This window comes from Phytohabitans houttuyneae, assembly GCF_011764425.1.
Taxonomy (GTDB): Bacteria; Actinomycetota; Actinomycetes; order Mycobacteriales; family Micromonosporaceae; genus Phytohabitans; species Phytohabitans houttuyneae.
Window position 1 is genome coordinate 4,843,306 of the sequence record NZ_BLPF01000001.1, and the last position, 20,645, is coordinate 4,863,950.

16 protein-coding genes, 1 tRNA gene and 1 pseudogene are annotated in these 20,645 nt (G+C 69.3%); 13 read left to right on the forward strand and 5 right to left on the reverse strand.

Translation table 11 applies throughout. The annotated features are described in order from the left end of the window. The first annotated feature begins 21 nt into the window (after window positions 1-21). From sepX to fxsT, 6 genes are all read left to right on the forward strand, one after another. Window positions 22-786 (forward strand): divisome protein SepX/GlpR, encoded by a 765-nt coding sequence (sepX, locus tag Phou_RS22415; RefSeq protein WP_173058819.1) that lies wholly within the window; start codon window positions 22-24, stop codon window positions 784-786. A gap of 140 nt (window positions 787-926) precedes the next feature. Next, window positions 927-1,003: transfer RNA gene (locus Phou_RS22420), tRNA-Ala, on the forward strand. Window positions 1,004-1,585: 582 nt separating this feature from the next. Then, window positions 1,586-3,916: an FxsB family cyclophane-forming radical SAM/SPASM peptide maturase gene (locus Phou_RS22425; RefSeq protein ID WP_173057805.1), complete on the forward strand. Its 2,331-nt coding sequence runs from the start codon at window positions 1,586-1,588 to the stop codon at window positions 3,914-3,916. A 103-nt stretch (window positions 3,917-4,019) separates the two neighbouring features. Beyond that, window positions 4,020-4,652, forward strand: a complete 633-nt coding sequence (locus Phou_RS22430; RefSeq protein WP_173057806.1) for a TIR-like protein FxsC — start codon at window positions 4,020-4,022, stop codon at window positions 4,650-4,652. Beyond that, window positions 4,649-5,896: a TIR-like protein FxsC gene (locus Phou_RS22435; RefSeq protein ID WP_246273679.1), complete on the forward strand. Its 1,248-nt coding sequence runs from the start codon at window positions 4,649-4,651 to the stop codon at window positions 5,894-5,896. The genes Phou_RS22430 and Phou_RS22435 overlap by 4 nt, the downstream gene beginning before the upstream one ends. After that, window positions 5,889-9,812 carry an FxSxx-COOH system tetratricopeptide repeat protein gene (gene fxsT / locus Phou_RS22440; protein ID WP_173057808.1) on the forward strand — a complete coding sequence of 1,308 codons (3,924 nt, stop codon included), beginning with the start codon at window positions 5,889-5,891 and terminating at the stop codon, window positions 9,810-9,812. The genes Phou_RS22435 and fxsT overlap by 8 nt, the downstream gene beginning before the upstream one ends. On the opposite strand, the gene Phou_RS22445 is transcribed toward fxsT, so the two are convergent. Continuing rightward, a complete protein-coding gene (locus Phou_RS22445) occupies window positions 9,806-10,756 on the reverse strand; it encodes an alpha/beta fold hydrolase (protein WP_246273681.1) in 951 nt (316 codons plus the stop codon). The genes fxsT and Phou_RS22445 overlap by 7 nt on opposite strands. Before the next feature lie 423 nt (window positions 10,757-11,179). Between Phou_RS22445 and Phou_RS22450 the strand changes: the two genes are divergently transcribed. Both Phou_RS22450 and Phou_RS22455 read left to right on the forward strand, forming a co-directional pair. Further along, window positions 11,180-11,815: a hemerythrin domain-containing protein gene (locus Phou_RS22450; RefSeq protein WP_173057809.1), complete on the forward strand. Its 636-nt coding sequence runs from the start codon at window positions 11,180-11,182 to the stop codon at window positions 11,813-11,815. Further along, window positions 11,802-12,239, forward strand: a pseudogene (locus tag Phou_RS22455) (class I SAM-dependent methyltransferase); the annotation flags it as partial. The gene Phou_RS22450 and the pseudogene Phou_RS22455, both read left to right, overlap by 14 nt. Window positions 12,240-12,440: 201 nt before the next feature. On the opposite strand, the gene Phou_RS22460 reads toward Phou_RS22455, so the two are convergent. Genes Phou_RS22460 through Phou_RS22475 form a run of 4 tightly spaced genes read right to left on the reverse strand, consistent with a single transcriptional unit; the run spans window position 12,441 to window position 16,458 of the window. Then, window positions 12,441-12,752: an MmcQ/YjbR family DNA-binding protein gene (locus Phou_RS22460; protein WP_246273682.1), complete on the reverse strand. Its 312-nt coding sequence runs from the start codon at window positions 12,750-12,752 to the stop codon at window positions 12,441-12,443. Next, entirely contained in the window at window positions 12,736-13,767 is a 1,032-nt protein-coding gene (locus Phou_RS22465) for an acyltransferase family protein (protein ID WP_173057811.1), read from the reverse strand. Before Phou_RS22465 ends, Phou_RS22460 begins: the two co-directional genes overlap by 17 nt. After that, window positions 13,760-15,850 carry a bifunctional polysaccharide deacetylase/glycosyltransferase family 2 protein gene (locus Phou_RS22470; protein WP_173057812.1) on the reverse strand — a complete coding sequence of 697 codons (2,091 nt, stop codon included), beginning with the start codon at window positions 15,848-15,850 and terminating at the stop codon, window positions 13,760-13,762. The genes Phou_RS22465 and Phou_RS22470 overlap by 8 nt, the downstream gene beginning before the upstream one ends. After that, window positions 15,847-16,458 carry a hypothetical protein gene (locus Phou_RS22475; RefSeq protein ID WP_173057813.1) on the reverse strand — a complete coding sequence of 204 codons (612 nt, stop codon included), beginning with the start codon at window positions 16,456-16,458 and terminating at the stop codon, window positions 15,847-15,849. Before Phou_RS22475 ends, Phou_RS22470 begins: the two co-directional genes overlap by 4 nt. Window positions 16,459-17,261: 803 nt before the next feature. Here Phou_RS22475 and Phou_RS22480 point away from each other — a divergent pair. From Phou_RS22480 to Phou_RS22495, 5 genes are read left to right on the forward strand one after another with little or no spacing between them, the layout of a single operon-like run. Beyond that, the gene (locus tag Phou_RS22480) at window positions 17,262-17,738 is read left to right on the forward strand and encodes an XRE family transcriptional regulator (RefSeq protein WP_173057814.1); all 477 of its coding nucleotides are present in this window, start codon (window positions 17,262-17,264) and stop codon (window positions 17,736-17,738) included. After that, window positions 17,735-18,283 carry a hypothetical protein gene (locus tag Phou_RS22485; protein ID WP_173057815.1) on the forward strand — a complete coding sequence of 183 codons (549 nt, stop codon included), beginning with the start codon at window positions 17,735-17,737 and terminating at the stop codon, window positions 18,281-18,283. Before Phou_RS22480 ends, Phou_RS22485 begins: the two co-directional genes overlap by 4 nt. Window positions 18,284-18,287: 4 nt before the next feature. Beyond that, complete coding sequence (locus tag Phou_RS22490) at window positions 18,288-19,520, forward strand: MAB_1171c family putative transporter (RefSeq protein WP_173057816.1); 1,233 nt, start codon at window positions 18,288-18,290, stop codon at window positions 19,518-19,520. Beyond that, on the forward strand, window positions 19,517-19,843 hold the full coding sequence (locus tag Phou_RS51160; protein WP_218579064.1) for a cytochrome P450 family protein: 327 nt from the start codon (window positions 19,517-19,519) through the stop codon (window positions 19,841-19,843). Before Phou_RS22490 ends, Phou_RS51160 begins: the two co-directional genes overlap by 4 nt. Window positions 19,844-19,887: 44 nt before the next feature. Then, a complete protein-coding gene (locus Phou_RS22495; protein ID WP_218579065.1) occupies window positions 19,888-20,634 on the forward strand; it encodes a cytochrome P450 in 747 nt (248 codons plus the stop codon). Window positions 20,635-20,645: the final 11 nt, after the last annotated feature.

A 20,645-nucleotide genomic window follows, 5' to 3' on the forward strand; every position in this document is an offset into this window, starting at 1 on the left:
GGGGTGACGGGAGGGGTGAGGGTGCCGACCTCGGTGCTCCTCGCCGTCCTCGCCGCCGCCGGGCTGCTCGCCCTCGCGCCGGCGCTGGTACGCCGGTACGACGCCACCGAGCGCCTCGTGGCGGAGCGGGCGCAGTCGACGGCACGGGTGCTGCAACGCCAGCGCCGCCGCCGCACCGTGCCCGGCGCCCGCCCGATCCGCGCGTCGCGCGTGGTGGTCTCGCTCCGCCCGGCCGCTCCGGTCTCCGGCATCCCGGTCTCCGCCGCCCCGGTCTCGCCGGCACCCACCGGCCGCCGCGGCCGCCTGCGTCCCGTGCCCGCGCGCGCCCGCCGGCGCCCCCCGGTGAGGCGTCACACCCCCGCGATCTACCGCCGCCGGCGCGTGCTCGCCGCGCTCTTCCTGCTCAACCTCGTCGAGCTGGTCGGGGTCATCGTGGTCGGCCCCGGCTTCTGGATCAGCGTCACGGTGACCGGCACGCTGCTCGTGGTGTACGTGGTGCACCTGCGCAACCGGGCACTGGAGGAGCGCCGCCGGCGCCGCCACGAGGCGCGCGAGGCCGCCTGGCTGGCCGCCCGGCAGGCCGAGGTGCGCCGCGAGCAGGCCCGCCGCGCCGCACTGCGCCGCGAGCAGCAGCGCCGGCTGGCAGCCCAGCGCGAGGCGGTCCGCCGGGCCGCGATGGGCCTGGACACCGGCGGTCAGGCACCCTCGGTGTCGTACCGCCGGGCAGGAGGGCTGCGGGGCCGGGCGTACGAGGCCGGGCGCCCGGGAGCGGCTCACTCGGCCTGACCACGCGCATCGAACGGGCAGCGCGCGGCGCGCCGGGATCTGATTCGCGGTCGGGGTGGACGACCTGTTAGCCTTGGCGCCGGTCCGCTGCCAGCTTTCGCTGGCGTGCGGGCTGGCTTGCTGGGCTCCGGTCCAGCGGCGGGGCTGTGGCGCAGACCGGTAGCGCACCTCGTTCGCATCGAGGGGGTCAGGGGTTCAAATCCCCTCAGCTCCACCAGGAAACTGGTTACCTTCGATCATCATTTGGTCGAGGTAGCCACCGCATAGGCTCCGGTCATAGCGGTGAAGCGCAAGTGAAAACCAACGATTTGCCCTGCCTGTCGCATGGTGCAAGGTAGGCAAACATCGTATCTGCGGTGCTTAGGGCCAGCTAACCGGCTTTCTTCGTCTCCAGTCGGTGGTAGTGGTGCGGTTAGCCAGCCGGATCACCACCGTGACAAGACCTCGAAGACTCTCTATTCTCAGTTGCAGCGAGACATCGGATGCTGACATGTGGTGATCCCCTCGTGCCGATGTCGCCGAGTCCACCGTGGCCCGACCTTGGGGAGCTGTAGTGAGTCATCCACAGCGCACTTTGCGGCCCATCGACCTGGCCGAGGTCAGGAGATCCGAAGAGACTCCGATCGATCGCTTGGCGCCCAAGTATCCGGCGCTGAACGCGGCACTCAGGGGCCGTCTCGTCACCCGGGTCGACGATTCCGCAGCGGTTACGTTCTCTCCGTTCGGCTCGTCTGTCTAGGCGGTGGGTCCGGGCGTCGCGGCTGTTTCATCCGGAAAACCGCGCCCGCTAACGACGTTTGTGCTAAAGGTGCACAGCCGTTGCGACCTCGCATGCGATCACTGTTACATCTACGAGCACGCCGATCAGACATGGCGTGGGCGGCCTCGCGTGATGTCGCCGAAGACGGTCCGTGCCTCGGCCTACGCGATTGCCGATCACGCGATGGCGCACTCGCTGCCCGCGGCAACGGTCGTGCTGCACGGTGGTGAGCCGCTGTTGGTCGGCCCTCGCCGGCTGCGCGAGATGTTGTCCGTGTTGCGAGAGGTGATCTCCCCGGTTACCGCGCTCGATCTGCGCATGCAATCCAACGGGATATCGCTGACTCCGGAGCTGTGCGATCTGCTCGCCCAATTCCAGGTCTCGGTCGGAATCTCGCTCGACGGTGACCGCGCGGCGAACGACCTGCACCGTCGCTATGCCAATGGCGCCAGTAGCCATGATCGTGTGCTTTCGGCTCTCTGGTTGCTGCGCCGTGGCGAGCACCGCCACATCTACGGCGGCCTACTTTGCACCGTTGATCTGCGGGCGGACCCGCTCCGGGTCTACGCCGCGTTGCGCGAGCAGGAGCCACCCCGGGTGGATTTCCTCCTGCCGCACGCCACCTGGGATTCGCCGCCGCCTACCGGCGCGACCGCCACTCCGTACGCCGCGTGGCTCGGTGCCATATATGAGCAGTGGCTGCGGGATGGGCGCCCGATACCGATCCGGCTCTTCGACTCGCTCCGGTCGCTGGTCGCCGGTGGCCCGAGCCTCACCGAATGGGTGGGCCTGGACTCTGTCGATCTCGCCGTGATCGAGACGGACGGAAGCTGGGAGCAGGTCGATTCGCTGAAGACCGCATACCACGGAGCCGCAGCCACCGGTCTCGACGTATTCCGTCATTCGGCCGATGCCGCCGCAAGCCACCCAATGATCGCGCAGCGGCAGGCCGGCATCGCCGCTCTCTGTGCGACCTGCCGCGCCTGCCCGGTCGTCCGGCAGTGTGGCGGTGGACTGCTCGCTCATCGCTACCGCTCGGGATCCGGGTTCGACAACCCCTCGGTCTACTGCGCGGACCTCAAGGAGCTGATCACCAACGTGAGCGGTACCTCGTCTGTGGCCAGTGGTGAGAGTGCGGACGGCTACGGGGAGGTAGCGACGGAAGTACTCGATGACCTCGGCTCCGGATACGGTGCGGCCGACGTCCTGGACGCCCTGCACACAGCGGAGCTCTCGATGAGCCGGATGCTGGTGGCCCAGGTCTACGAGGATCTGGCCAGCGGCGGGTGGGATGGCGCCGACCTCGCCGACACGGTGCAGTCCGCGTGGCATCTGGTCCAGCGGCTCGACAGCACCGCGCCGCACGGTCTCCACCGAGTCCTCGGCCATCCATACGTCCGCTCATGGGCGATCGAGTGCCTCCGCAGCCGTCCGGCCGGGGAGAGAAGCGACGCCTTGGGCCCCGGCTATCTGGCCAACGTCGCCGCCGCTGCCGCCATCGCGGCCGATGTGCCGGCCGAACTCCCGGTGCCCGTACACAATGGCGTGCTGCATCTCCCCACGATCGGTACGATGGTGCTCGACTGGGGAACGACGGACACCGCACTGGTAGCGACCCGGCCCGGCGGCTTCCAGGTACGGGGTGACGGCGAGGCATACAGCGTCGGGCTGGGCGCCGACGAACCGGCCGCCGGATGGCAGCCGACGCGCCAGTTGGATTTCGCGGGCCGCGCTCTGCTGCTCGATGACACGGACCCGTTTCGGCATGGGCTCGGTTGGCCGCCGGCGGACCGCATCTCCTCGGCCGAGGCGGGGCGGCTGCAGAGCCTCTTGATCGAGGCCCGGGAGTCGGTTGCGAGCGAGGTGCCGCAGTACGCGGTCTCGCTGGACGTGACCATGCAAACGATCACGCCGCTCGCCGCCGACCCATCGGGGCGGTTGCGCAGTGGCTCGAAACGAGACGCATATGGCGCGGTCGGGATCGGACCGGTGCCGGATGCGGACGCCCTGGCCGTCCTGCTCGTACACGAGGTGCAGCACCTCAAGTTCGGCGCGCTTGTCGACGTTTACGACCTGGTGGACCACAGCCGCCGCGCTTTCGTCCGGGTCGGCTGGCGGTCGGACCCACGACCTGTCGAGGCGGCCCTGACCGGCACGTACGCCCACCTGGCGGTCGCCGAAATCTGGCGGGCGCGAGCGGATCGGACCGCCGCGGCAGCCGGAAACTATCTGCGGTACCGGCAATGGATCACGTCCGCCCTCGCGGCGGTGGAGCGCAGTGGCGCCCTGACCGAAAGCGGTCGCCGTTTCGTGATCGCGATGCGTCAGACGATTGCGTCCTGGGGCCGAAGCAATCACCGGAATAGTTGATCGAATACTCGTGCCAAGAGAGATCAAATAGTCGACGAGACCGGTATTGCTTGGAATAATTATGATGGCGGCGGAGCGTCCACAGTCGGCAGGGGAGCGCACCGTGATCGACAAAGAGCCTGATGTCGACCGACCCGCGCCCTTATTCTTTGTCAGCTATGCGCATACGCGCTCGTCCCACTTGATCGGCACCTTCTTTGAGGATCTTTCCGGTCACGTCCAGGAATTGATCGGTCGCATCCCCGGCGATGATCCGGGCTTTTTGGACAGATCGATGGCGGGTGGTCGACGGTGGGCGCCCGAGCTCCTGCGTGCGGTGGCCACCTGCCAGGTCTTCATTCCTTTGCTCTCCGCGTCGTTGTTCGAGAGCGCCTGGTGTGGATACGAATGGTACGCCTTCTCTCGGCGACAAGTGCTCAACAGGCGTAGTGGCCGGCCCGATATGGAGACCGCGATAGTGCCGGTGATCTGGGTCCCGCATGGCACCAAGAGTGAGCCGGCGGTGGTCGGACAAATTCAACGGTTCTCGCCGAGCGGCCTGCCCGAGGAGGTCGTCAAGAAGTATCAACTTGAAGGCATCTATGGCCTGAGCTTCGTGGATACAAATGCATATCGAGCGGTGGTTTGGAAACTGGCGCAGCGCGTGGTCGGCCTCCATCTGTCACATTATGTGGAACGTGCTCCGATCCCCGACGAAACCCAGCTCCGCAATGCGTTTACGGAGGAAAGCGGATGAGCTCGTCCAATCGTGCGGCTTCGACGCGGCGGGTCGACCCGGGGCCATATTTCTTCCTCAGCTATGCACATTCTCCCCCCGGTGTTCAGGTGCCGACCGGCGCCCATACGCCGCAGGACCCCTGGGTGCACACATTCTTCCGCGACCTTGTCGAAGCCGTCGAACATCGTGCTTTACCGAGGGTCGGCATGCGACCGGGATTCATTGACCAGGAGGTGGAGCCCGGCTCCGACTGGAATGCTACGCTGACGGATGCCTTGGGCTCCGCTGAGGTGTTTGTGCCGCTGTACTCGCCGATGTACTTCAAAAATCCCTGGCCGATGAAGGAGCGCGCGGCCTTTCGGCGGCGTCTGGTCGCGGCGACCTTGCGCGCACCCGGAGATCGCATCATTCCTGTGCTGTGGATTCCGTTCCGCTCCTGGGACGTGCCGCCTGAGGTCCAGGGCGCGCTGGCGCTGGGCGAGGACGTGCCTGACTACGCGGAAAACGGACTGCGAGCCCTCTGCATGCTCAGCTACTACCGAGACCAGTACCTACAGGTGGTAAAACGGCTCGCCGACCGCATCGTGTCAGCGGTCCGGGATTCAGAGTTGACGCCGACGTCCGACCTGGTCCTCGAGCGTTTCCCCGCACCTCACGTCGCGCCGAAGTTCGTCGCGTCCGTGCTCGCCTCGACCGACCGCCACCCTTCGACGGCACACGCCCCGGGCATCTATGGTGCGACCAGCAAGGCGTGGCGGCCCTTCGGCGAGGAGCAGGTGCTGCCCGCCGCGGAGTACGTGGCCAGCACCGCTGAGCGCCTCGGGCTCCTCCCCACCAGGATCGCCGACTTCGCCGGCTCGGAGGAGCTCTTCCGGGCGTATCCGACGGTGCTTCTGATCGACCCGTTGACGCTGGACGGAGATGGCGGGGAAGACGTTCTGCGCGCGGTCGCGAAGACCCTTCCGGCTTGGGTTCGCCCTCTGGTGGTGATCGACGAGGCCGCGCCGGACTCCACGCGTGCCGACCGCCTTGCCGCCGAAGCGGTGGATATGCTCGTGCGCGCCGGTGTCGCGAAACCGGCCCGGGTAAGTCAGCTGCGGGAGTTCGTAGACATCATGCCGAGCTTGGTCACCGAGGCTCGGCGTCAGTTCTTGAAGCATGGACCCGTTTCGCCACCCCCTGGTGAGTCCGGAGCGCGTTTCCGTCTCACCGACACGGAGAATCCGCCGACTACTAGTGCTGGGACGAGTAACGATGAGTGAAGACCGCCGAGGCAGCGTAATCACCTTCTATTCGTACAAAGGTGGCACAGGGCGGAGCATGGCGCTCGCCAACGTGGCGTGGATTCTGGCCGCCAACGGCAACCGTGTGCTCATCGCGGACTGGGACCTCGAGTCGCCCGGCCTGCACCGCTTCTTCAAGCCCTTCCTGCGTGAGGAAGACCTGCGCGGCACGGGCGGAGTGATCGACCTGATTCGCGAGTACGAAGACGCGAACCTTCCCGAGGCGCCAGCGGAGCGCCCGGACAACTGGTTTGAAGACTATGCCAAGGTGCGATACCCGTTCACCATCGGCTGGAGCTTTACCGGCGGAGGCAGCCTCGATTTCCTGTCGGCCGGACGGCAAAACGACCATTACGCGGTCACGGTCGGTGCACTGGACTGGGAAAACTTTTACAACCGGCTGCATGGCGCCCGATTTTTCGACGCGCTGCGGGCGGACATGAAGCGTCGCTGGGACTACACGCTCATCGACAGCCGCACCGGACTGAGCGACGTCGCGGACATTTGCACATTGCATTTGCCTGACACGCTGGTCGACTGTTTCACGCTGAGTGATCAAGGCATCGAAGGTGCGGCCCGAGTCGCGCACAGCACGCGGAAACTGCGCGCCAAGATGAAGCGGCAGCCGCGGATTCTCCCTGTCCCCATGCGGGTGGACCAAGCGGAGAAGGAGAAGGCCGAGGCCGGCCGGGCTCTCGCGGTGCGCTTCTTCAACGACTTGCCGACGGGCATGACCGACAGCGAGCGGCGGCGGTACTGGTCGGAGGTGGAGGTGCCCTATCGCGCCTTCTACGCCTATGAGGAGACGCTGGCGGTCTTCGGTGATCAGCCCGGTTCGCGCACCTCACTTCTTGCCGCCTACGAGACCTTGACCTCGTACATCACCGACGGGAAGCACACCTCGCTGCCAGTGATGGATGAGGGCGTCCGGATCCGCGAAAAGGGTCGCTACGAGCGCCGCTACCCCGACCTGCCCGACGATGAGATCATCCTGCGCTACTCGGCGGAGGATCAGGTGTGGGCGGAGTGGATCGAGCGGCAACTGCTCGCTGTGGGCGCTCGGGTGCGGGGCAGCCAAGTGGAGGGTGCCAAGGCGGAGGAGCGGCGGGCAACCCGGTCGCGCACCTTGACGATCATTTCCCACAACTATCTGGCCGCCGAGCCGGGCTCCATGCCGCCGCTCGAGCCGCCGAATTCCGGCGCGCCGCTCGCGGTGTACGTCTCGGACGTGCGCCAGCTGCCCGAGTTTCCGCCGGAGAAGACGGTCACGGTCGTCAACCAGGCGGCGTCCGTGGCGGTGGATCGCATCCAGCGGCTCATCGGCCGGCAGCCGGACCCGTCCCAGCTGGTTAACGGGCAGGTGGGACCGCGGTACCCCGGCCTGGAGCCCAGGGTGTTCGGCGCGCCCGCGCGAAACGCACGATTCACCGGCCGCGAGGGCGAGCTGACGCGCCTGCGTGAGCAGTTGCTCTCTGGTGGCCAAGCTGTCGTGCTGCAGCAGCAGCGCAACCAGCCCACCGCGCTGCCGGTAGCGCTACAAGGGATGGGTGGTATCGGCAAGACGCAGCTCGCGATCGAATACGTGCACCGGTTCCGAAACGCGTACGACGTGGTGTGGTGGGTGCTGGCCGACCCGCCCGAGTTTGTCGATGCCGCCCTCGCCGACATGGCGCCGCAGATCGGGGTCGTCATCGAGGGGACGGACACCGCAGCGGACACGGCTCGCGCCGTCCTCCAGAAGTTGCGCAGTGGCGAGGCCGGACGCCGCTGGTTGATCATCTACGACAACGCCGAAGCCGTGGAGCGGATCTCCCCGTTCATCCCGCCGGTGCCGCAGGACGGCCGCGGCCATGTGATCGTCACGTCGCGAAATGTCGCCTGGTCGGAGAGCGCTAATCCCATCCCGATCGATGTATTCCGGCGCAATGAGTCTATCGCTCACATCCGCCAGCGCGTGGAGACGGTGACCGAACAGGAGGCGAACAGCATCGCGGAGGTGCTCGGAGACCTCCCCATCGCCGTCGCGGTCGCCGGTGCGTGGCTCGCGGAGACGGGCGCGACACCGGCGGAGTACCTGCGTGAGGTGGAGCGGCACGGCTCCCTCGCCCTCTCCGCCCAGCGGACCTGGGATCTGTCCCTCGACCGCCTCAAGCAGCAGTCGCCGGCGGCCTACCGGATGCTGCAGTTCTGCTCGGTGTTCGCACCTGAGATCGCTTCTGACCTGTTGACGAGCGATCGCATGGCGGAAGCGTTGGCGCCGATCGACCCGAGCGTCAACGAGCGCGTGATGCGCGGCGCACCTATTCAGCAGATGAGCCGGCTGGCGTTGATCAAAGTGGACCCGCACGCCGGCCAGGTCCAGATGCACCGGGTGTTGCAGGCGGTCGTCCGCGACCGGATGGCTGAGGACGAGATCGAAGCGGCACGGCGCCAGGTGCAGCTCGTCCTCGCCGGATCACGGCCGATCGGTGACGTTGACGACCGGCGCACGTGGCCGCAGTACCGCCGGTTGTGGCCGCACTTGGACGCCTCCGGTGCGGTCAGATCGACGGAGCCGTCGGTGCGGCAGTTGCTGATCGACCGCGTCCGGTTCCTGTGGCTCGGCGGCGACTTGCAGCAGGGCGAGCAGGTGGCCCGACTGACCGTCAACGCCTGGCAGGAGATGCTGTCGGATAGGCCCGATGATGCCTCGTTGGCCCGGCAGTTGCTGCATCTGCAGTTCAACCTCGGCAACATCCTCCGTGCCTTGGGGCGCTTTATCGAGTCACGAAATCTCGACGAAGAGGTGCTTCGAGACCAGCAGGCGCTGTTGGGTGAGGAGCATCCTCACACGCTGATGACAGCTGGCAGTCTGGCGGCCGACCTGCGCGCACTCGGCCGCTACAGTGAGGCACTTCCGCGAGACGCCGCGACAATGCAGGCGTGGCACAAGGTCCTGGGTGAGGACCATCCACGCACGCTGGTCGCGGCGAGCAACCTCGCGGTTTCTCACCGCGCGCTGGGTGACTTCCGGGCCGCGCGAGCGCTGGACGAGCAGGTCTACGAGCGGCGGCGCCAGGTGCTCGGTCGCGATCACCAGGACACCCTGCTGTCGGCCTCGTCCCTCGGACGAGACATGCGCGAGGCGGGCGAGTACAAGCGATCGGTCGACTTCCTGGAGCGCGTACTAAACCTCTACCGGGAGGCGAGCGGTCCGGACGACCGGGGCTCGCTTAACGCACAGGTCAACCTCGCGGTGTCACTGCGTAGCGCCGGCCGTGCCGAGGACGCCACCAAGCATCTGGAGGACGCGTACCGCCGGCTCACCGACAGGTTCGGTCCGACGAGCCCCGATACGCTCGCGTGCCGCCTCAGTCGGTCGGCCAACCTCCTCGTCAGTGGTGACGAGACCGGAGGCCGCGCCGAGCTGATCTCAGTGGAGAAGGCCTACCGGTCGACCCTCGGCGAGAGCCATCCACACTCAGTCGTCTGCCTCAACAACCTTTGTGTCGCGGCCCGCATGGTCGGCGATCACGAGGCGGCGCTCGACTGGGCCGCGCGGGCGACCGGAGAGTTTGAGCGGACGCTCGGAGATCAACACCCCTACAGCCTCGCCGCTGCAGTCAACCTGGCCGGCTGCCTGATGGAGGTGGGCAAGCAGGTGGCCGCGTACGACCGGATGCGGCAGGTCACGGAGCTGATGATGCAGACCCTGGGTCCGAACCACCCGGACACGCTCGCCTGCAAGACGAACGCCGCGCTCGCCAGGAAGCTCCTCGACGGGCAGGCACTCGACGGCACTCTGCCCGATCCGGGCCTTCAGCTGGTCGAGACCATCGGCGACGACCATCCGACCGTGCGGGAGCTGCGCACCGGCACGCTGAGCCGCCGAATTCTCGACCCGCATCCTTACTGAGCCCTGGCGTGGACCCGATCCACCGCGTCCGTCAGGGCGAGGGTCTCGGGATCGGTGAGCGACGCGAGGACCTCAGGCAGGATTTCGACGGCCGCGAAATGGCCGGCCTCTGGCTCGATCCACACGCGCGCGCGGAGAATCTGCTTCCCGAGCCACAGCGTGTGGCTGCGCGGGGCGAGTCTGTCCTTCTCTCCGTGCCAGAGGAGGACAGGGCATGCGATGTCCCCGAGGCGAAAGCCCCACGGCGTCCGGAGGGCGTAGGTGTCGTCGATCCACCCGATCGGGCCTTGCCGGACCGCGACCCTGTAGCTGCCCTTGATCAGCTTCCGCAAGGCCCTGTCATTGACGACGCGCTCGTCCAGCGTGCACAACGACGACCTGATGAAGTTGACCAGGCTTTCCGGGTCATCCTGCATGTCGTAGGCGCGCTTCTTGATGTCTTGGATGAGGTCGCAAAGCTCATTGTCCGCCCTCATGTAGTCCGAGACGTTTTGCTCGGCCATTCCCTCGTACCAGTCCAGGTCAGCGGCATCGGCCGGGGCGAAGCAGACCAGAGCGGCCGCGCTCGTCACCCGTTCGTGCAGGATCGCCGCGCACGCGAGCGCGTGTGGGCCACCACCGGAGCGGCCGACGACAGCGAATTTCTCAATACGCAGGTGGTCGGCGATGGCTTCGACGTCTTTGGCCGCGTCCGCGACCGACCGTTCATGGAGGGGGTCCGACCCGCCATAGCCAGGGCGATCGTAGGAAATGAGCTTGATCCCCATCCGGTGCAGGACGATCGGTCGTGGCTTCGGCCCGCTCTTGCTGCCTGGGGTGCCGTGCATCAGGAAGATCGGATAACCGTCGGGATCTCCGGTGACGTCTATCGCTAACGTGCGCCCGCCCAGGTCCACATAGGCCTCGTCCACCTCGGCCTCTGAATGCGCCTCTTGCAGCGCCACCCGGGCCTCCTGTCAGTCGTGGTACGTGAGCCTGGTTCAACCCCAGGAACGCATACATTGCCCAGGTATGGACCAAAAGCCCGATTCTAGCTCAGAACCTATCGGCGATGTAGTACTGTCCGCAACTTGTCGTAGATTCCAAAGCATCGCATCAACTTTGGTCGTTGGATACCCCTACGCTTGCTTCTTGCCTTTGTGCGACAACACTGCCCGCAGACCTTGCCAATGGTCGTAACTGGCTCAAGGCATAACAACGCTCTGCCGGAAATTTGATAAAAGCCTGGCTGTATGGGCGGACTCGGTGATCCGAGCGGCCTGCGCGGCCGGCCGGAAGTCTGGACGTGGCGTGGGTCATCTTGGCGAAGGTCGTTAGGTCGTCTAATGTTAGGAGCACTAACGATCGCGGTGACGGGGAGCGGGACTATGGCGACGTTGGACATGACCATGATGTACGCCTTCCACGAGGCGCTGCGGCGCGACGTGGAGCGGATCGCGCGGATCGGTGCACGCCAGGACGGTGACCCGCGGGAGGTGCTGCGCACCGCGGTCGGGTGGGAGATGTTCAAGGCGTACCTGACCGTGCACCACACCTCCGAGGACGACGCGCTCTGGCCGCCGCTGCAGCGGGAGTTGGCCGGCAAGCCCGACGACCTCGCGCTCCTCGATGCCATGGAGGCCGAGCACGCCGCCATCGACCCGCTTCTTGAGGGCATCGACGCGGCGCTGGCCGACCGCGAGTCGGGGGTTGAGCGGCTCGGCGGGCTCGTGGACGCGCTGGTCACGGGGCTGGGCGGGCACCTGCGCCACGAGGAGCGGGAGGCGCTGCCGCTGATCGGGGCGACCCTGGACGAGGGGCAGTGGGCGCGCTTCGGCGAGCTGCACCGGACGCGGATCGGTGCGGACCTCAACCGCTACCTGCCCTGGGTGCTCGACAGCGCGAGCCCGGAGCGGACCGAGCGGATCCTGGGTGGGCTGCCGACGCCGTTGCTCGCGGCCTACCGCGACGAATGGCAGCCTGCCTACGCGCGGCTGCAAATATGGGGGCATGACGGATCCTGACGAGGTGAGCCGGCAGCTCGCGGCCGAGTCTCTGGCGGTGGACGACCCGACCGGGTGGTTCGAGCGCCTCTACTCGGCCGCGGACGCCGGTGCGGCGGTGGTGCCCTGGGACCGCGGGGCCGCCCACCCGCTCATCGTGGAGTGGGCCCAGGGGCGTGGGCGGCCACAGCAGCAGGAGCAGGCGCAACAGCGGGAGCGGGCGCTCGTCGTAGGGGCGGGGTTGGGCTTCGACGCGGAGTACATCGCCGGCCTCGGGTTTGAGACCACCGCCTTCGACATTTCGCCCACGGCCGTGCGGCGGGCGCAGGAGCGCAGCGAGCGCGTGCGCTTCCGCACCGCCGACCTGCTCGACCCGCCGGCTGAGTGGCACGGCGCGTTCGACCTCGTGGTGGAGAGCCTCACCGTGCAGTCGATGCCGGTCGGGCCGCGAAAGGCGGCCATCCACAACGTCGCCGGCTTCGTGGCGCCGGGTGGCACGCTGCTCGTCGTCGCGTTCGCCAGGATGAGCACGACGAGCCGTTCGAGGGGCCGCCGTGGCCGCTCACGCGTGCCGACATCGCGGCCTTCGGCGAGGGCCTGGAGACGGTGGCGGTCGAGAGGGTGGAGGGCCGCTGGCGGGCGGAGTTCAGGCGTCCAGCCGCTTGACCAGGGTCGCGGGTGCCACGGTGCGGTACGCGTCTTCGCACAGCTCGGCGATCTCGGCCCAGTCGACGGTGCCGTCCAGGCGGACGCCCAGCCAGCCGCGGTGCCCCACGTAAGGCGGGCGGAAGAAGCGCTCGGGCGCCTCGGCGGTCAGCTCGCCCTGCACGCCGGCCGGCGCGGCGCACCACAGGTGTGGAAACTCGTTGTCGTGGTGGCCGTGCTCCCACAGCGTGACGAACGTGCTCTTGCCGCGCACAAACCAGGTGGGCGCCCCGTGGCTAGGGCGCTCGGTCACCTCCGGAAACCGACCGCAGATCTCCCGTAGCCGCTCGACCGCTCCCATGCCACAAGGCTAGACGTGCGGGGCGGCGGGCGGAGACGTCCTCGATCCAACCGAGCAGCAGCACGGGGCCGAGCAGCAGGGCCAGCGCCACCGCCAGGTAGCCCGCCTGGCCGAGCCGCCACGCGCCGATCGCGTCGCCGACCGTGAAGCAGGCGGCGATGGCCAGGTTGTGCCAGAGGTAGATGGTGACGGCGCGCGAGTTAACGGCGGACACCACGCGGCCGAGCGCGGGCCACCGCATCCGGGGCGAGAGCCGCAGCAGCACGAGCACGAAGCCCAGCGAGTACAGCGCCTGCGCGGGCGGGACGTCGTTGAGGTCCCACCCGCCCGGCGCGAAGACCAGGACCCACCCGACCCCGGCCGCGACGCACGCGGCCGCGAGCGCGGCGAGCAGCGGTGCCGCCATGCGGCGCAGCGCGCCGTCGCGGTGGGCGAAGCCGGCGATCCAGCACGCGCCGAACGTGGCCAGGTCGCTCACCACACCGGCGTCACCCACCGCGAACACAAGGCACAGCGGGGCCAGCAGGGTCCGCAAGGGCCATCGGCGGTACGCCCACAGCAGGATCGGTGACAGGACGACAAGCCAGAGGTACGTGACGATGTACCACAGCACCTCGGTCGCGGGCAGTGCCCACGCCGTGCCGGGCGGCGAGGCGAGCGGCACCAGCCACAGCAGCAGCTTTGCCCAATGTGGACGGTCGGCCCAGCCGTGCCAGAGCATCGCCGGTACGAGCACGGCGGCCAGTGCCCAGAAGGCGGGCAGCAGGCGCCGCAGCCGGGCGGCCAGCACATGGTCGGGCGCGCCGTTCGAGCGGTCCAGCGACAGGGCGATCAGTGAGCCGCCGATGCCGAACATCACGCCCATTGCGGGAAACGCGTAGCCGAGCCAGGCCGCGGGGAACGTGTGGTAGACGATGACTCGCACGATCGCGGCGGCGCGCAGCGTGTCGAGGTAGTGGTCACGCACGGCCGGACACCGTCGCCTGGCCGGTGCGGTGCATCCGCTGCCAGCGCAGCCGCGCGCCGGTCACCGCGGTCACCACCGACTGGATCAGGACGAGGTACATCAGCTGGCGGTAGACGATCTGCTGCAGCGGCAGTACCCACAATGGACGGTGGTCCTCCCGGTCCAGCCGGAAGGCGACCGCGGCGGTGACCACCTGCAGTGCCAGCATGCCCGCCCACGCGATGGCGGTCTCGGTCCAGCCGAGGAAGGCGAGGCCGTACACGGTGAGCAGGTCGATGACCGGCGCGAGCAGCGGCAGCGCCACGCCGAACAGGGCGAGGAACGGCAGGCCGAACCGCCCGAACGGGCCCTTCTCCACCAGCGCGCGCCGGTGCTTCCACATCGCCTGCATCGTGCCGTAGCTCCACCGGTACCGCTGCTTCCACAGCTCGGCCACGGTGGCCGGCGCCTCGGTCCAGGCGCGCGCACTCTCCTCGTACACGACGTGCCAGCCGGCGCGGAGCAGCGCCATCGTGAGGTCTGTGTCCTCCGCGAGCGTGTCGTCGCTGAGGCCGCCGGCGCTGATCAGCGCGCGTCGCCGGAAGGCGCCGATCGCGCCGGGCACGGTCGGCATGCAGCGCAGCGTCTCGTAGAGGCGACGGTCGAGGTTGAAACCGATCACGTACTCGATGTGCTGCCACCGGGCGACGAGGCTGTGCCGGTTGCCCACCTTGACGTTGCCGGCGACCGCGCCCACCGAGGGGTCGGCGAACGGTTGCACGAGGCGGCGCACCGAGTCCGGTTCGAAGACGGTGTCGCCGTCGACCATCACGACGAGCTCGTGACGGGCGGCCGCGACACCGGCGTTGAGCGCGCTGGCCTTGCCGCCGTTGGGTTTGCGGATGACATCCACGTTGGGCAGGCGGAGCGCCTCCACGATGTCCGCCGTGCCGTCCGTCGAACCGTCGTCGACGACGATGACCTCGATGCCCGGGTGGTCGCCGGCGGCCAGCGACCGGACGGCGGCGGCGATGCCCTCCTTCTCGTTGTACGCGGGCACGATCACCGACACCGGCTCGGTGACCGGCGGCCCCCAGGACCACGCGGGCGAGCGGCGCCGCCGGGCGTGGCGGCCGGCGAGGGCGAGGAGCAGGAGGGTACGCGCGATGGCGAGCACGCCCACCGCCACGAACACGACCGTGATCCCGACGAGTACACCGTCGGCGATCCCCACCGCCCAGACCAGCGCGGTGCCGCGCCAGCGGTCGGCGCTGGAGGCCGGCGGGTTCGGTGCGAGCGCGGGGCGGGCGAGCGCCCGGTTGAGGCCGCCGCTCACGGTCGTGAAGTGGTAGCCGCGGGCCAGCAGCTGGGGGATGAGCCGCTCCAGCGCCGCGACCGTCTGCGCGCGGTCGCCGCCGGCGTCGTGCATGAGCACGATCGCGCCCGAGTCTCCGGGCGGGGTGGCGTCGCGGACGATCGCGTCCACGCCGGGCCGCGCCCAGTCGCGGCTGTCCCGGTCGTTGACGACGACCAGGTAGCCGAGCCGCCCAGCCTCGCGGATCAGCTCCCACTCGCCGTCGTCGACGGCGTCCGGCTGCGAGGAGTACGGGAAGCGCAGCAGCGGCGTGCGCACACCGGCGGCGCGGGCGATGGCGAGCTGGGTCTGCGAGTACTCGGCGTGCCGCCGCCACCCGGCCAGTGTGGACAGCCGCGGGTGGGTGAACGTGTGTACCCCGATCTCGTGGCCACCGGCGACGAGCCGCTGTACCAGGTCGGGGTGGCGGGCCACCTGGGAGCCGACGACGAAGAAGGTGGCGTCCACGCCGTACCGGTCGAGCACGCGCTGGATCCGGGGCGTCCACCATGGATCGGGACCGTCGTCGAAGGTGAGGGCGATGGTCTTGTCGGGCAGCCGGTACGACCTGGGTGCGCCGTCGCCGGCGCTGAGGATAGGCCCGCCCTCGCTGATCTCGGCGGGCACCGAGTCGCTGCTGCCCTTGTCTGGCGCGGTCGCGTCCGGGCTGAAGCGCGCGCTCGCGTACGCCTCGACGAACAGGACGCTCAGGAAGACCGCCAGGAGGGTCAGCGTGACAGCGCGCCTCATCGGTCCGCGGACTCCGCGGTGAGCAGGTCGAGGATGGGGCCGACCACCGGCAGGCCGCCGCCCGGTTCCTCCTGGGGCGCTTCCGGGGTCGGCTCGGGCGCCGGGGGATCGGTGGGGCGGGGCACGGGCGGGTCGCTCGGCACCGGTACCGGCGGGTCGGTGGGCTCCGGGTCAGGTGGCGGCTCCGTCGGTGCCGGCGGTTCGGTCGGCGCCGGCGGCGCGCTGCTCGGTGGGGGCACCGGTGTGGACTCCGCGCGCGGCAATGCCGGGGTGCGCGGCGGCGGGGGCGTCGAGGCTCCGCCGGGCTCGCGCGGCTGCAGGCGCATCGGGAGCGCCTCGACCTGGGGGCGGTCGCCGCCCGGCAGCGGTACCCCGGAGGCGCGCTCCGGCGGCTCGGTCTGGCGCACGGCCGGCGCCGGGCGGTCCGTCGGCGCCGGGATCAGGACGAGCGCGCCCGGGCGGGCCGGGTGCCCGATGACGCTGGCGGCGACGAGGCCCGTGTAGGCCAGGCAGGCCGCTCCGACGGCGTACGCGATGCGGCGCACCCGCCGCCGGCGCCGCCCGGTGGCGTCGACGAACACCGGGTTCGAACCCTCTGGTCGAGTCACCAGGGGAGGGTAAGGATCGATTGACGGCTGACCCCCATTTCAGGTCCTTCCAATGGGGCCGCCAGAATCGCGGAAAGAATTGTCCAAAATGGTGGCGTGGCGCTCCACGCCCGTTTTCGCAAGCCTGTGAGCAGCCGTGATGCCCAACCCGGAATGTGGTTACTGTCCGGATGGCGACGTTTCTAGGGATAGAGGCCATGTGGCACGGGAGAAACCTCAAGATCTATGCCGTGGTGAGTTCGGTCCCGTCAGGGCACGTCGTCAAACCTCCTCCTTATTCGTATATGTCGGATATGCCAGCACGTCGCGCGACCCCGAACAGGGAAAGTGATCGATGTCATGGTCGTTGCGTCAGAAATCTGACCAGCCGTGACCCGTTGTGCGGTTGATCCGGGGTGACTAAGCTGACCGGTGCGCGCCCCTATCGCCCGCTTCCCCCGTGGCAGGCGATCGGGGCGCGCCTCTTTGTATCCAGCCCCTCCAGCCCACCTTGATCTTGCGCTTGGGTATTTCGGACATAGTCGGGCACAAGATCATAAGGTTGTCACCCATAGACCCGCTTGTGCTGTCCCGCTGATATTCCCGGTGTCAACTAACATGAATGTTCGGCTTGAGTTTCTTTCACGCGAGTTGACATTGGGCCCCCTTGGTCGCGAGGCTGTTCCCGGACCGCCGGCCATTACGGGGGGCGCTCTCGTCTTCGCAAGAGCGTCGAGGGCGCGTGTCGGCGGCGGTCACCGGTGTGGACCGGGACGGTCTCCTGGTCCACACCGGTCGGCCCTCTCCCTCGGAGGTGAGCCCCGGTGACGACTCCAGGTGAGCCGCGCACCCTCGCGGACAAGATCAACCAGCTCTTCCGCACGATTCACCCGCGTGACCGGGGGCCGTACAGCAACGAGGAGGTCGCCTCCTCCATCCGCGACGGTGGCGAGAGCATGTCCGCCACGTACCTGTGGATGCTCCGCCGCGGTGAGCGCACCAATCCCACGATGCGCCACCTCCAGGCCCTGGCCGGGTTTTTCGGCGTCGCCCCGGCGTACTTCTTCGACGAGGCCGTCACCCGCCGCACCGACCGCGACCTGGAGTTGCTCTCCAGCCTGCGGCAGCTCGGCGCCAAGCGGGTGGCCCTGCGCACCGTTCTGGAGAGCGCCGGCCTTTCCGAGGCAAGCCAGCGGCTCGTGCAGCAGGTCGTCGACCGCTGCCTCGAGCTGGAAGGGCTGAGCGAGGAGGACAGCAAGGACGCACCGAGCGACGAGGTCGGGCGGGAGGCGCGGCGATGACCCCATGGCTGGGCCGCGACGACGGCAACGACGACCGGCGACGGATGCGCCGCCGCTGCGCCCGGCTCGTGCGGGACATCAAGGTGCCGGTGCCGTTCGACGCGGAGACGCTGTGTCGCGAGGTGGGCGACCGGATCGGCCAGCCGATCCACCTGCTCGGGGTCCCGATGCCCGCCGACGGCCCGTCCGGTTTGGTGATCAGCGGCTCCCGCGCGCACTACCTCTGCTACGACAGCGGCACCCGGCCGCTGCACCAGCAGCACATCATTGCCCACGAGTTGGGACACCTGATCGCCGGCCACACGACCGGCCACGTCGAGGACATCGAGCCCGGCACGCCCGCACTGCTGTCCACACTGGATCCCGGCGTGGTGCGGCAGGCGCTGGCCAGGGACGCCGGATACGACCGGCGGGAAGAGGCAGAGGCCGAGATCATCGCCGACCTCCTGCTGCAGCGGGCGCACTCCTGGGCACCGGAGCGGACCTGGCATGTGCCGATGGACGCTGCGGATGTGGTGGCACGGATCGAGCGCTCACTAGGGTGAGCCCGTGAACGAGGTGCTGTACCCAGCACTGGCGGCGGTGGCCTGGATCGGCCTCGCCGTCAAGATCCGTGACCTGCGCCGGGGACGCAACCCGTCGCGGGTCGCCGTGTGCGGCGCGTTGGCCCTGCTCGGCTCCACGTTCACCGTCTCGACGCCGGTGGTGTGGAGCTGGCTCGACCGCGTCACCGGCGTTGCCAACCTCGCCGCGCTGTGGGCGCACCTCTGCGTGGTCGGGTTCTCCGGGACGGTGCAGCTGCTCGTGCTGTGGTGGGTCAACCCGCCCGAGGTGGCCCGGCGGCGGGCCCGCGCCCGGCTGGCCCTCCTCGCGGTGACCGCGGTCGCGCTCGTCGTGCTCTTCCTGGCCGCCGGCCCGACCGAGCCGCGCACGACCGACTTCGTCGCGACCTACGCCGAGCGGCCGATCTTCGCCGCGTACCTGCTGGTCTACCTCTCCGCCTTCGCGGTCGGCATGGTCGACGTGGTGCGCCTCTGCTGGCCGTACTCGCGCCTGGCCGGCCGCTCCTGGCTGCGGCGAGGGCTGCGCACCACGGCGGTCGGCGCGGCGAGCGGGCTCGTCTACGCGGTCGTCCGGGTCGCCGACGTGGTCGGCGCGCAGGCGGGTGTCGACATCAGACGGTGGGAGCCGCTCGCCCCGCCCGCCGCCAGCCTCGGCGCGCTCCTGGTCATCCTCGGGCTCACGATGCCGGCGTGGGGGCCGAGGCTGTCGGAGTTCCGCGGGTGGTTGCGCCGCCGCCGGCAGTACCGCCAGCTCCAGCCACTCTGGTCGGACCTGCACCGGCTGATGCCCCAGATCGCCCTGGAGCCGCCGGTGGCCGCCCCGCTGTCCAACCTGGACCGCCGCCTCTACCGGCGGGTGATCGAGCTCTACGACGGCTCCCTGGCCCTCCGCCCGTACCTGGACGAGGCCGCCGCCGGCCGCGCCGGGCGGATCGGCACGCGGCTGGGCTTGCGCGCCGACGACCTGGCCGCGGTGATGGAGGCGGCCCGGCTGCGCGGCGCGGTCCGGGCGTACGCGCACGGCGCGCCGCGCTCACTCCCCGACGACGAGAGCGCGGACGAGGCGTCACCGGCCCGCTTGGACGAGGGAGCCGACCTGACCCAGGAGGTGGCCCGGCTGGTACGCATCTCGCGCGCGTACGCCGGCTCCCCGGTCGTGGCCGCCGCCGTCGCCGGCCGTGAAGCTCTGCCCGCCGAAGAGACCGAGGTGGCGATGTGAACTCCGTGGGCCCCGCCCGCCGGACCGCGCTGCCCGACGGGTCGCCCGTCTGGCTGGTGACGCGCTACGCGGAGGTGCGGGCGGCGCTGGCCGACCCGCGGCTCTCCCTCGACAAGCGGCACGCGACGGGGTGGGCCGGCTTCACGCTGCCGCCCGCGCTCGACGCCAACCTGCTCAACATGGACCCGCCCCAGCACACCCGCATCCGTTCGCTGGTCAGCCAGGCGTTCACGCCGCGGCGGGTCGAGGAGCTGCGGCCGGGGTACAGCGCCTCGCCGACCGGCTGCTCGACACGCTCCCGCAGGGTGGGCCGGTCGACCTGATCGCCGCGTACGCCGAGCCGCTGCCGATCGGCGTGATCGGCGAGATGTTCGACGTGTCGATGGAAGACCTCGGCCGCCTGCGCGGCTGGACGAACGACATGGTCACCGGCTCGCGGGAGGCGGCCGGCGCCGCGATCGTGGCGATCCACCACTATCTGGCCGAGCTCGTCGCGCACCGCCGCGCCGCGCCCGGTGCCGACCTGCTCTCGGCGATGATCGCCGCGCGTGACGAGGGCGACCGGCTGTCCGAGGACGAGCTGACGTCGCTCGCGTTCCTGGTGCTCTTCGCCGGGTACGAAAACACGGTCAGCTTCATCGGCAACGCCGCGCTGGCTCTCATGCGTGACCCGGGCCTGGCGGAGGGGTTGCGCGCCGACGAGTCGCTCCTGCCCGCGGCGGTGGACGAGCTCATGCGGTACGAGCCGCCGGCGCCCGTGTCCATCCGCCGCTTTCCGACCGAGGATCTGACGATCGGCGAGGTCACCATCCCCAAGGGCGAGACGGTCCTGCTGGGGCTGGCGGCCGCCAACCGCGACCCGGAGCGGTGGGCCAACGCGGAGGCGCTCGACCTGACCCGGGCGGAGAACCCGCACGTCTCGCTCGGCCACGGCATCCACTACTGCCTGGGCGCGCCGCTGGCCCGCCTGGAGGCGACCGTCGCCGTCGGTGCGCTGCTGCGCCGCCTTCCGGACATGTCACTGGCGGTGCCGGTCGAGGAGTTGCGCTGGCGGCCGACGTTCCGCGCCAGGGGCTTGGTCGAGCTCCCGGTGCGCACCTCTTCGGCCCGCTGATGAGGTGCGCG

Bases quoted from the DNA above. Each gene is read 5' to 3' on its own strand.
- Phou_RS22435 (WP_246273679.1), top strand. From the start codon at position 4,649: ATGAGCTCGTCCAATCGTGCGGCTTCGACGCGGCGGGTCGACCCGGGG.
- Phou_RS22485 (WP_173057815.1), top strand. From the start codon at position 17,735: ATGACCCCATGGCTGGGCCGCGACGACGGCAACGACGACCGGCGACGG.
- Phou_RS22470 (WP_173057812.1), bottom strand. From the start codon at position 15,850: ATGAGGCGCGCTGTCACGCTGACCCTCCTGGCGGTCTTCCTGAGCGTC.
- fxsT (WP_173057808.1), top strand. From the start codon at position 5,889: ATGAGTGAAGACCGCCGAGGCAGCGTAATCACCTTCTATTCGTACAAA.
- Phou_RS22495 (WP_218579065.1), top strand. From the start codon at position 19,888: ATGTTCGACGTGTCGATGGAAGACCTCGGCCGCCTGCGCGGCTGGACG.
- Phou_RS22450 (WP_173057809.1), top strand. From the start codon at position 11,180: ATGGCGACGTTGGACATGACCATGATGTACGCCTTCCACGAGGCGCTG.